The following is a 12,541-nucleotide window of genomic DNA, read 5'->3' as shown; positions in this document are numbered from 1 at the left end:
TTATGCCAGCGTGATTTATGCATATCTTGCATCCCTTGGGATAAATATAATCGGTGAGGATATTACAAATAAGGGCAGGATAGATTTGACACTTTTTGTGGGGGATAAGATTTATATTTTGGAGTTTAAGGTTGACGGGCAACAAGGTGAAGCTTTAAGGCAAATCAAAGAGAGAAATTATGCTGAGAAATATTTAAATGAAGGCAAACAAATCTATCTTATCGGCATCGAATTTAGCTCTGAACAAAAGAATGTGGTAAATTTTGAGTGGGAAAAGCTTTGAAAAGTAAGGCTCCAATTTCTAAGGTAGTGTTCATAATTCCGTGTCACCTTAGTTATCCTTTTATTACATTACTACAGGTTTAAATATTTGTCGAGCCTTCCCTCAAAAAAGATAGATAACTGAGAAAGGGTAAGGCTCCAATTTCTAATAAAGTATAGTCCACTTCTTCTTGAGCGTTTAAAACAACCATATAAATCGTTTTTAACAGCCTGTTTTCATTATGGGAACCACCCTTAGTCTTTGTGAGTTTCATAAATTGCCTGTGCACGTATTTAGTTATAAGGTATTTTCGTCACCTTGGGATGGGATTATAAACGGTCTTTTATACTCCAAGAGTATTTAGTACTTCTTTTAGGTTTGCAATTTCTTCTTCAGTAAGAGTTACACCTTTGCCGATTTTACCATCTTTGTGATTCCAGTCTCTTAAATCAAACTTTGCAGACCGACCATTCCAACTCACTTTATTCAGCTCTTTAGTCCAGTTACCTTTTTCAGAAAGAATAGCGATTCTTTCCACGATTTCATATTTTATCTCGCTCATAACCTCTCCTTTTATTTATTATTTTCAATTATTTATATTTCTTCTTCGGTTAAATTATAAAGCTGATAAACAAGTTCATCTATTTCCCGCTCCCACTGGCTTGTATCCGTCTGCGAGTTGGATGCTGAGCTGTCCGAAGCATTTTTCACTAATATTTTATTCAATAATTCCATGATGGTTTTTAACTATATTAATCAATAATTCAATAGAGTTTTTCAATTCTTCATCGCTGAAATTTTGGTCTCTCATATTTTGATTTTCTGGATGATGAACTTTATTTCTTATAAATGTCGGCAAAGTTACATCTTCCTCTTGCTGTGGTTGTCCATTTTTTTCTCTTGTCCATTTTTTACTCGTCTGAATTCCATTATCTGCAAGCCATTTTTCAAAATCGCTTTGCTTATATTTTTCCGACTTCTCTTGCAAATAACCATATAACTCATCGTGAAATTCTATAGTAGGATGATTAAAAGCGAAATAATTTATTTCACCCCAGCTTGGGCTCCAGGGAAACAAACCAAATTTTTCGCTTTTTTTAATTTGAACTTCACCATTTTCATTATTAGCTACTAACAACTGAATATTTTCTTTTCTAATACAATTCTTAAAAAATATTGGTGAATGTGTTGAAACAATAACCTGATGGTTTTTTGAAATATTTTCTAAATATTCAGAAAGTTTGTATTGCAAAGAAGGATGCAAATGTAGTTCGGGTTCGTCAATCAGAATAACAAGTTTTTCTTTTGACATGGAAGCCATTGTTTCAAGAAACATAAGAGAGATTATCATCTCCACACCTGAACCAAGATATTTAACAGGTAAATCAATATCCTTTTTCCTACTCAAAAAAGCGTTATTGAATGGTGATTTTCCATCAATAAAGGAAATATCTACCTCTTCTATGCCAAAAATTTTAAGTTTTCCATTTAATTTATTAAAAACATTTTCTTTTATATCAATTAAATCCAGTATTTTTTCTTTTTCAATTTTGTTTTTATCACTAAAGAAATCCTTACTTCTTTCATTTTTTAAAAATCGCCAGTTGAAATCATCAAATACAGTATTTATTGATGAATTAAAACCTCTTTGTAATTGTTTATCTCTGCCTTTATTGAAGTAAAAACTTCTGGGTAAATCCTCTGTTTCTATTATACTCAAAGCTAATAGATGATCTCTAAAATTAAAATCGCTTCCACCTTTTCTTTTTATTGACCAACCATTTGCAGTTCTTGATACTGATTCAGACGGTTCAATTCTATGTTCAATAACTACTAAATCAGAGAATGCTTTTTCTGGCGCTTTACGTCCTCTAAATTTTATTTTTAATAGCACTTGCTTAAAAGGAATTTCCTGTTTTACATACCCATCTGGAAGTTGTGCTTTCAAATTTTCTTTAAATTCAACTTCTATGTTTATAGGATTATCCTCCCCGTTATAGAAATCTGTATGTTTAATTCTTCCAGACAAAAATGAAGGTGATAAAGCAAAATTAATTGCTTCAAGAAACGATGTTTTACCCGTTCCGTTATCACCAATAAAAATTGTATAATTTTTTAATTCAATTTCTTGATTTTTGATTGAACGAAAGTTTTCGATTTTAACCTTTTTTATCATAGTCTTATTCCCCTCCTTCAATTATTCTTATTTCTTCATCATTTAATTCATACAGCAAATATACCAAATTATCTATCTCCCTTTCCCACTCGCTCGTATCTGCCTGCGGGTTCTGTTTCTTTGCCACCAATATCTTATCCACCAGCTCCTCTATACGCCTTACATGCGACTAGTTCGCAGGGGAGATAGGCTTGTAATTATTAATTTTCTTGCCACGAATCAAAAGTTTTATTTTTAAAGATTATACTTACGCTTCCTATTTTCAAATGCTATCTCCCCACCCTCTAATATTCTGCATACATTTTTAATAATTTCTGGGTTTTCAAGAGAACCTGATGAATATGATAAAATTTCATTTTTATTATTTGCAACAATAACTTGTTCAGCATCTGCTGTTACTACCAAATTAGCATTATGAGTTGAAATTATAATTTGCCTATACTTTTTTAATTCTTGGAATAAGCTAACAAGTTCATTCGTTATAAATTCATTATCCAAATCATCTTCTGGTTGATCAAAAATTAAAGGGGAAGAAAATGCATTTGTAGCTAATTGAATCAAAAGATATAATGTGCCTCTTTGTCCCACAGATAATTGATCAAGTGTTTTACCTAAATATTTTATTTCAGGTACGACATAAAGATAATCTCTTCTGTTTTTGAGATTAAAGAATAATTCTTCCAATGGTTTTTTTGTGGTTTCTGATTTTTTCCCTTCGAGATATTCATGTAATTTATTTTCAATGAAATTCCAGTAGTCCTCTATAATTTCAATTCCCAAATCATTTGATAGGTTTTTATATGTTCGAAGATCTAGATAATCCTTTAATTTTTCATCAAACTTTTTTATATCAAAAATTATTTGTCCATTTATTGCAATATTTCTTTGCTCTAATACCTTGCTTATAATTTGCTTTTGGTTCTCTGAAAAATTATTAAGTAAATTATTCCAAGCATCGTCAATTGTCATTTTATGTCGTTCATATTCATTTTTTAACTTTTCTCTTAAATTACTTCTTTCTATTATTTTTTCATTCACTTTTTTTTCATTCTTTTCAATTTCTTCCAGTTTACTTGTGGCTTCCTGAATGTCTTTTTGATATTTTTCAGCATTGTTTAATAAAGTGTTCAAATCTCCTTTGTATCCTTGCTCTTCAAATTCTTTTTTTATTTTATTGTTTTCTTCTTCCTTGTTTTTTAATAATCCTTGTAAATTATTTTCTATTGATTCTATTGCTTTTATTTGATTATTAAAATCAATGATAGGAATGCTTGCATTATTTATTTCAGTTTGTATTTCGGAAATTATTTTACCTATAACTTCATTTGTATCTTTTTGATAATTTTGCAGACTTTCTTTTAATTCTTTCAAAACATTTAACCAATTACTGTATTCGCTTATTTTCTTTATGTTTGAAGTGTAAGTTTCTAATTTTTGCCTATTCTCCGTTGTAGTTATAGTTTCTAATAATTTTTTTGCGTCTTGTTTTTTCTTTTCGTTAAATTCTTTATTGTTTATTTTCTCTCCGTTTTCATTTTCATACTCAAACCAATCTTTTAATTTTTTAATTTCCTCCAATAAGGTCATTATCTCTGCATCTAATTTCTCATCAAATTTCAGTTCTTCTATTTTTAATAATTTTTTAATTTCATCTGACAGAATTTTATAATCAGATATGTTTTTTAATCTGCCTTGTTCAATAAAAATAAAATCCAAACTACCTTTTTCTTTGCAATTAAAAGTCATAGTATCAGGTTGAGGATTGTTATTCTTTTGCCAATTAATTATAAAATGTTCTGAATTTTTAAATTTAGCTTGTTTATCTTTATTGTGATAAGCAAGCACTGATTTATTGAAGGTATTCGCCATGTAATTTAATAATAAACTTTTGCCTGTCCCTCTTCCACCAATTATAGTTACCAGATTTTTATTAAAAGGTAGTTCAGTTTTGTTGAATTTAACTTTTTCATTTTGAAAAATTTCTACTTCATTATGAATTGTAATTTTAGAAAAAGTAGGTTTATCAAAATCAAATTCAGGATTGATCTCTTGAATTCTAACTCTCTCTTCTGGTTCATAAATAATCTGTTTTAACCCTTCAAAAGTTGGGTCAGCTTTGATCCAGGTGAAACATTTGCCAATTCTGTCTTTTTGATTGGAATCTGAATTATAATGGGCATCACTACAATCTAATAATAGATTATTTACCTGTTGTTCGGTCAACTTATTTTGGGCTAAATTATATTTACCAACATCTTCAGCGGAAATAAAAACAATATCAGCCTTATTTATAATATCCTTTTTTATTGCTATACTTTGATCATTCCATGCTAAACTTTCCCATTCTGTTTTTCCGATAGCCGTTAGATACTTACCCGCTAAATAGGAATTATTTTTAAGAATATTTATTATTTCTTTTTCATCAACACATAAATTATTAAATCCCTCTTGTAAGTCTGAACCAAAATCTTTTTTCTTATCTGCAGGGATAGATTGTTTAACTTTGTTACCAAGATCAGAAAGACTTTCTTTTGTTATAACACCACTCCAATTAATCCCATATAATCCGGGAGATAATTTAAATTTAACTTTTAATGCATTTAGAAATTGATTTTGAATTATATCGGGGCTAAGTTCATTGGAAAAGATGACATGAAAATTTACTTTTTTAAAATCTTTATGCCCTGCGAACTTTTCTATTCTAAATTCTATTACTGGCAAAACGAGGTCAATATTCTTTAGTCTGCCGCAATTTTTAAACTCAATTACTTTCTTATAACCTTCAATAAACAGATAATCATTGATACCTAAAACTTTAAATTCTTGTGGTAAATTTTCTAAATCTTTAATAAAGTTTTCCCATTTATCATCATCATTACTTCCTTTATAGTGATTAATAATAGAATATGGCGTATGCACATGCAAATCCCATTTACGCCATTCTGAACCTTTTGGAAATTTTTTTGTGCTCATATTATCCACCACCTTCTATTATTTTTATCTCCTCTTCTGTTAAATCATAAATTTTATAAATAAGATGATTAAGTTTTTGTTCAAAGTGAGAGGTATTTGAATTTGAACATTGTTTTTTTACTAATAATAATTGGTCGACGATGTTTATGATATTTTGTTGATTTATTGGATCAATTATTTTAACGGGGAGTTTATCTATATAATATTTATCAAAATGCATAGTTCTTATGGCTCTATTGTACACAAACCAATAATAAAACCACTCTGCTAACCTAGAATTTAGTAATGCCAGTATGTATTGAATACTATAATTTTCATTTATTATAAAGGTATTCATAACTGTATCTAAAGTCAACTTGCCTTCATCATCAAAAAAACTCATAATTATTATTCTATCATAAGGATTCATTACATGGGCGACTATATTTTGAGATACGATCTTTTTATTAGTGAGCTGTTGTATTTTTTTACTATATAACTCATTACTTGATATCATAGCCTTTTCTATTTTTCCATGAAGAACATACTTTTTTATATTTTTTCCTCTTAGTATAGGGATATTTCCAGCAGGAGTGATTTTTTTTTGGTAAGGAAGTCCTCTATAAGTTATAGTAATATCTCCCATCAAAACAGAATTGTTTAGTAACTTATTTAATAGTTCATTTTTTTTATTATTTATGTAAATAGGAATAATATTTAATTTTTCCGCCAAAGATTTTGTAGAGCTACCTATCATGTTTATTCTTGAATTCCAGCTTTCGCCAGTTGAAAATTTATATTCAGTACTAGCACTTTCTTTTTGGTAAACGACAATAACTTGCTCAAGTTTGACATTTTTAAATGCCTTACTTACGTCGATGACAATATTTAGCATATTTAAATTTAGAATTAAATATCTTGTTTTGTACCAGCCTTCAGAAAAAGTTAATGATTTTGGTACAATATAAGATATAACTCCTCGATTTTTAACTACTCTAGCTGCAAACTCCATAAAAAAAGAAGCGGAGTTTTTTTGCCTATCAAAAAACTTATAGCTTTTAACTATGGCAGGTTTAACTTTTATCCCATACGGCGGATTTCCAATCACAATATCAAAGCCACTGTTAACGCCAAACATCCATTCAGGGTCAAACCAATCTGTGACTTTATTTTGGTCAAATATATCAAATTGAGCTATCTTATGAGCCACCTCATGCTCAAAATCACTTGATTCAAGCAGCTTTTCTAACCTATTCCTCAAAATAGAGTATTCATCATATAGTTTCTTTTTCTGAGCTCTTGTTTTTACTGAAAAGTGCCTGTGCCTCAAACCAGCAAGCTTTTCTTTTATTTTTTCTATCTCTTGGTAATTTTCGGATAAAAGTTCAGCCACTGTAAGCATAGGTTTTAGCAGAGCGATCAAGCTATTTGCAGCTACAAATTTTGTCTCAAGGTTTGGCAGTGACAGTATCCCTCTATTATCCTTTTCATCATCTACTTTTTGATCTATTACAAGGGAGATAAAAAATCTGAGTTTGCTTATTTGTATTGCAATTGGCTGAATATCCACACCATAAATGCAATTTTCTATTATAAAGAGTTTTCTGGCATAGTCCGGGTGATTGATACTCTCATCAAATGCTTCGTTTATCTGCTTTAATATTTCTTCTCTTTCCGTCTTATCCTTTGTATCTGCAAATACTTTTTCAGACTCAAGTATAGCTTTTTCTATCTGAATATCTTGCCAAATTTTATTATCGGCATCTACCTTTTGGAGAATATAAACTAACTTGTGAAGCATCCCCATTGGAAATGCACCTGAGCCGCACGCTGGGTCAAGCACCTTTAAATCAGCAATGCAGCGAACAATCTTATTTTTTACATCATTATTAATAGGTATCTTTTTTTCATTATAATTTACAATGTCTCTAATAGTATCCTCATCAAGCTCATCTATATAGTTTTTCAAAAAAGCTATTAAGCTCTCATCCACCATATAATTTACAATTTCTCTCGGCGTATAGTAGCTGCCCGAAGATTTGCGAGCTGTCTCTTGAGTCTCAGGGTTGTAAGAGGCAAGTAGATTTTCAAAAACCATTCCCAAGAGCTCAGGGTCAAGAGCTATCTCTTCATCTACCGGAGAGTTTTCATCGACTGTAAAGTTATATTCTTGCAAGATATTTATAAGCCCTTTGAAAATTTCCTTTTGCTTAAATCCGTATCTTTTTAAGTCGACTTCCATTTCGTCAGAAAAGAACAGATAGTCGGGGACAATGGCAATCTTGTTTTCTCTCCTTGAAAATCCGTCTACATAAATACTCCCTTTATCAAGGCATTCAAAAAGTCCTCCATTTAAAAAAGGGACTTTTTGGAATAGACTTATAAACTCTTCTTCGGTTATAGTAAGAAAATCACTGTTGCGATATAAGTTTTTAACATCAAATTCATTTTTATTTACCTGAAAATCCCCTTTTTTGGCAAATTTTCTGTCATTCATCGGTCTGTTTAGTGTGCCAAAAAATAGATTTTGAAGGATGGCGTTGTAGTAATAATGGCTGTTATGATCTTTGTTAAAATCTTTTAATATATTTGCCACAAAGTCTTTATCAAAGATTACTTTAGGGATGAGATCTTTTTCTTTTAAAAACCATATGAAGATAATTCTGGTAATGAGCCTTATAAGATTGACGGCATTTCTTTTGTCATCATTTTTCATCTCTTCCAAATCGGCAGGAAATTTAATTTTATCCAAACTATAATGGTACCAATTGGAAAGTTCTTTGTAAAATTCTTCTGTAACTTTTTTTACACTGAAAGCAGAAATGATTTTTTCTAAGCTTGTAAAGTCGGCGCTTGAAATCTGTTCGATAAATGTTTTATTGGTTAACTCTTTTGACACAAAATAGGTATATCGCTTAAAGCTGGTAAAGCTTTGTTTGATACCTTTTGATGTCCTTTCGTATATTTTGGTGATAAGTGAAAATCTAAAATTACCATTTTCATCATAGAAAATAAATATTCCGCCTGAAAATGTTAAGTCTTCTTTGAGTATTTTTTTGGCAAGCTCATATTGCTCTTTTTTGCCGGATCGCTCGGTAAGGCTTTTTGTAACTTTAAAAGAAGAGATTAAAAGCTCATCGTCTTCAATGGGGATGATGCCGTGTTTTAAGCCATTGGTAAAAGATGAAAAACCGTAATTTGTAAGCTCCGGGAAGTCTGTTTCTTTTTTAAATTTTCTATTTTTTCTGCTAAAAAAAGCATTCCATTTTTCTATATTAAAATTTCCTATGATCTCTTTTAACAACTCTTTTTCATTCATAACTACCTCTTAAGCTTAAGTAATTGGCGGAGCTATATTTTCTATTGCTATAATAATCTCTTTTTTTAAAGAGTGAGATTTTTTAGATTCTTCTGAAAGATAGTCTTCCCCAAGCTCATTTTTTAAAACTTCGAGCTCATTTGCAATAACATCATCTTTTTTATTCTCAAGATTAGCAATTCGTCTAAGGGTATAATCAGATAATGTCCCATAGTTTGTAAGGTCATTTTTAAGTGTGCTCAAAAACTTTTTTAGGGGGCGAAACATTTCATTTTTTGTTTTAAGTGCATAATTTATAACATTATATGCTTTTTTTTCTATACTTTGGGCAGATGTGCCCATTATATTTTTCTCTTTGTAATTTCTGATACTATCATATGCATCCCAAAATTTATCACTAAGTTCAAGACGTTTTTCATCGTAGTCAACTTCCACCTTGTCGAATACATCCTCAAACGAAGTAATTTTTAACTCGCTGTTTGTGTAATCATACACCATGGCATAAAGGGCATTTTTGCGCATAAATACTATTAAATTGTCTTCCGTGAACTGTTTTGCTGTTTTTACCCTTGTGGGGAAAGTCTTTACTTTTTCTACGACTTCCGGATAAAGCTTTTTGATTTCTGAAAATTTATTATAAACTTTTGTGTAAAAGCTTTCTTCTTCCATAGCTTCAGGATTTGCCATGACTTTATCAAAAAGCATCGATGGAGATACCTCTTCGCTTTCATCAAATATTTTGGCATCTTCTCCCAAGGTATTATGTATCATAAACATTTTGTTTTGCGCAATCTCTCTTGATTGAACGATATCTCCACCTTTTTTTGTGGGGAAAAAGTTTACGATATAAAGGCTTTCAAATACTTTTTTGCCAATCCTATTGATTCGGCCAAGCCTTTGTATTACCCTAACCGGGTTCCAAGGTATGTCATAATTTATGACCATACCGGCTCTATTTAAGTTAAAACCTTCTGAAATTTTGTCAGTACAAAGAAGGATAAGATAGTCATCTTTTTGTGTTTTATAGCTGGCGTCAAAATTTTGGTAAATTTCATCAATCTTATTATTAGAAATATTACCGGCCACTACTAACACTTTGTTGTTAAATGTATTGGAAAAAACAGGTTCAAGATATTTTACAGTATCTACAAACTCGGAAAAGATTATTATTTTTCTCTTTGGCTCCTTTTCCAAGGAAATCTTTATATTATCAATTATGCATTTTGTTTTAGGGTCACTATGAACAAGCTTAAGTGCTTCAATATCTTCAAGGACAGACTCAAAAAGCATTATGTCTTCTGATATATGCTTTAAGAAATTTTTATTTTTAAACTTACTCACTTCATAAATTTTATGTTTTTTAGGGTAAACACCATTTAATATATTATTTTTGTATTCTACAAGATGAGCTTCAATCTCATCGCTATCCATTTCATATATTTTTTCTATTAAATCTCTATCAAGAATGTATTTCCCTGTTTTATTTACAAACTCTAAGACTATTTCGTGAACCCTTTTAAAATTTTCTACGGTTTTTTTAAAAGCTCCAAAAGAGCTTTCAAATCTTCTTACCACAAGTCTTCTCATAAAATCAAAAAGGTTTCTCTGTTGTTGAAAGTCAAGAAGTTTCTCAATTTTTGTGCCGTCAAGATGTTCAGTCTCTATCAGACCTTCTTCATATTCATAAGGCCTGTATATTGCACCTCTGAATTTACCGTTTAGCTCTGCGTCGGCAAAGTATTCTGTTATGATTTTGTCATAAAAATCGTTTTGCTCATCATTCAATTCAAAATACCATTCTATCGGGTCTTTTACTTCCGAAAGAGTTTTTATCTCCTTTTTATATTTTTCATTTCTTTTCAAATCTATCCTATTTCTTCTGATGATTATTGGCTCAAGGATAGTTTTAATATTTTTGGATATACTTTTAATGTCATTGTTGACTGTGTTTAAGTCTATGATGTCGGAATTGTATATTCTTTTATATTTTTTTAAGGCATTTTCCTGTTTTTTAATATCAGGATGATTAAAATACCTTTTTATGTAGGTTAGATCTTTAAAAGTATTTTCAAGTACCCTAAAAATAGAGTCGATATTATTTTCAATTGTTATGGATGATTTTTTTGGGGTAATAAAAAGCTTTATCAGAGCAAATATGTCCGATGGCTTGTTGTTAAATGGCGTTGCTGTTAGCAAAATTACTATTTTGCCTCTGCATATATTTTGTAATAGATCGTAATCTTTTGTATCTTGATTTCTAAACCTATGGACCTCATCAACAATGACTACTTCTATATCGCCTCTCTCTTTCACAAACTCCAAAGTCTCTTCCAGCTTACCTAAAGACCTTACACTCCAGTCATATAGTTCAAAATCTTCTAAATATTTCCGCCAACCTGATTTATTATTTTCATCACCAACAAGTCCAGGCGGAGCAATAACTATTCCCCTTTTATTTAATGATTTTGCTATGGCACTTGCTATAACTGTTTTACCAAGGCCAACTACATCTGCAATAATAACGCCTCGATGTTTTTCTATTACAGATAGGGCTTGTTTTACTGCATCTATTTGGTAAGAAAAACTCTTATAGCCACTTTTTTCAAGAATTATATCAATGGGTAACTCGATTTTATTTTCAAATTCATCCAAATATGACTTTAATGTAAAACAATAGGCTTCAAATGGGGTAACTTTTTTCAAGTGAGTCGATTCATAAATTATATTTATCAGAGTATCTTTTAAAATGGCGTCTTCCGTCAAAGGGATACTGGTTTCCCACAAATTGTCAAAATATTTTTCTGCTTCCTCAAATCCATAATCAGATATTTCTACATTAAATTCATCTTGAGATAGCACACCCGCTTTTGTAAGGTTACTACTTCCTGTTATAAAAATATTTTTTCTGCCCACCTGTGTGTCGTTGAGCTTAAATAAATAAAGCTTTGCATGATTTGGAAAACTTGTTTTTCTAATTATTATGCGATTTTGAATAATCAAATTGATGAAAAAATCAACTTGTTCATTAAACACTTTGCTGTCAAATTCATCTGTATTAATGGCTTGCTTGACACTTTTTAAATACAATTCCACAATCTCATGATCGCTTGTAAGATTTTCATAAGTATTTTCAAATATTTGACCATTGAGTTGATCTACACCAAGCCCGACAAGTATTTTTAAAGTAAAGTTGTCATTTCTTTTCAAAGATTCGTAAAGCTCTTGAACACCAGAGAAGTAAAAGAAGCCAACAAGAAATTTTAATTCATTACTTACGCTTATAAGAGTATTTAGCCTGCTCTTAAGAATTTTTTCCGGCTGATTAGTTATAAAGTTACTCAAAACTCCCCCAAAACAATTAGTAATATGTCATTTTAACATTTGATTCAATTTTTTGTCAATGATAATAGAAAAACTTGCTTACTTTTTTATACACATGTTTCGGAGAGACCTTACTATTTTGCAAAACAGAGGGAAATAGAAAATCTATAAGAGTTAACATTTTGATAAATAAAAATAATTGGCGGGAGTGTGAAGTTATGCAACTAGTCTTTTTACACCTAAAAATGTCTATAACCTATTGATAAATAATGAGTAGGCTATCGGAGGAGTTGGCGAAAATTTTCACCATTTGACAAAAGTAGTGCCTATTTAGTTCCCATTAGTGTGAGTAAAATTTTTCATTTTTTAAAAGTTATTTTGGTGAATTTTTCACCAAAAAAGGAAACTTTTCGGTAGTGTCAACTTAATTGTGTCACCCATCCCCCTTGAAATATTTTTATCCATTAAATGCCTCCTCAAGAATATCTGAGTACCTTAATTTTTTTTGCTG

8 protein-coding genes and 1 pseudogene are annotated in these 12,541 nt (G+C 30.4%); 1 reads left to right on the top strand and 8 read right to left on the bottom strand.

Annotated elements, in window-relative coordinates; genetic code table 11:
• Positions 1 to 283 (top strand): PD-(D/E)XK nuclease domain-containing protein (locus ACTCAF_RS09540; protein ID WP_463063052.1); only part of this gene is annotated, 283 nt, incomplete at its 5' end.
• Positions 284 to 354: 71 nt separating this feature from the next.
• Here the strand turns inward: ACTCAF_RS09540 and ACTCAF_RS09535 are convergent.
• From ACTCAF_RS09535 to ACTCAF_RS09500, 8 genes and pseudogenes are all read right to left on the bottom strand, one after another.
• Positions 355 to 551, bottom strand: a pseudogene (locus ACTCAF_RS09535) (IS256 family transposase); the annotation flags it as partial.
• A 54-nt stretch (positions 552 to 605) separates the two neighbouring features.
• Positions 606 to 824: a YdbC family protein gene (locus tag ACTCAF_RS09530; protein ID WP_463063051.1), complete on the bottom strand. Its 219-nt coding sequence runs from the start codon at positions 822 to 824 to the stop codon at positions 606 to 608.
• Between the two features lie 32 nt (positions 825 to 856).
• Positions 857 to 988 carry a hypothetical protein gene (locus ACTCAF_RS09525; protein WP_463063050.1) on the bottom strand — a complete coding sequence of 44 codons (132 nt, stop codon included), beginning with the start codon at positions 986 to 988 and terminating at the stop codon, positions 857 to 859.
• A complete protein-coding gene (locus ACTCAF_RS09520; RefSeq protein WP_463063049.1) occupies positions 981 to 2,438 on the bottom strand; it encodes an ATP-dependent nuclease in 1,458 nt (485 codons plus the stop codon). Before ACTCAF_RS09520 ends, ACTCAF_RS09525 begins: the two co-directional genes overlap by 8 nt.
• Positions 2,439 to 2,442: 4 nt before the next feature.
• Positions 2,443 to 2,580 (bottom strand): hypothetical protein, encoded by a 138-nt coding sequence (locus ACTCAF_RS09515; protein WP_463063048.1) that lies wholly within the window; start codon positions 2,578 to 2,580, stop codon positions 2,443 to 2,445.
• Between the two features lie 92 nt (positions 2,581 to 2,672).
• Complete coding sequence (locus tag ACTCAF_RS09510; RefSeq protein ID WP_463063047.1) at positions 2,673 to 5,411, bottom strand: TrlF family AAA-like ATPase; 2,739 nt, start codon at positions 5,409 to 5,411, stop codon at positions 2,673 to 2,675.
• Position 5,412: 1 nt separating this feature from the next.
• Positions 5,413 to 8,709 (bottom strand): Eco57I restriction-modification methylase domain-containing protein, encoded by a 3,297-nt coding sequence (locus tag ACTCAF_RS09505; protein ID WP_463063046.1) that lies wholly within the window; start codon positions 8,707 to 8,709, stop codon positions 5,413 to 5,415.
• Positions 8,710 to 8,724: 15 nt separating this feature from the next.
• Positions 8,725 to 12,051: a helicase-related protein gene (locus tag ACTCAF_RS09500; protein WP_463063045.1), complete on the bottom strand. Its 3,327-nt coding sequence runs from the start codon at positions 12,049 to 12,051 to the stop codon at positions 8,725 to 8,727.
• Positions 12,052 to 12,541 lie beyond the last annotated feature (490 nt).

It is taken from the genome of Deferrivibrio sp., assembly GCF_055117995.1.
This window is presented reverse-complemented; position numbering and strand designations above follow the sequence as displayed.

Coding starts and splice junctions, on each gene's coding strand:
- ACTCAF_RS09530 (WP_463063051.1), bottom strand. CDS start 824: ATGAGCGAGATAAAATATGAAATCGTGGAAAGAATCGCTATTCTTTCT.
- ACTCAF_RS09520 (WP_463063049.1), bottom strand. CDS start 2,438: ATGATAAAAAAGGTTAAAATCGAAAACTTTCGTTCAATCAAAAATCAA.
- ACTCAF_RS09510 (WP_463063047.1), bottom strand. CDS start 5,411: ATGAGCACAAAAAAATTTCCAAAAGGTTCAGAATGGCGTAAATGGGAT.
- ACTCAF_RS09505 (WP_463063046.1), bottom strand. CDS start 8,709: ATGAATGAAAAAGAGTTGTTAAAAGAGATCATAGGAAATTTTAATATA.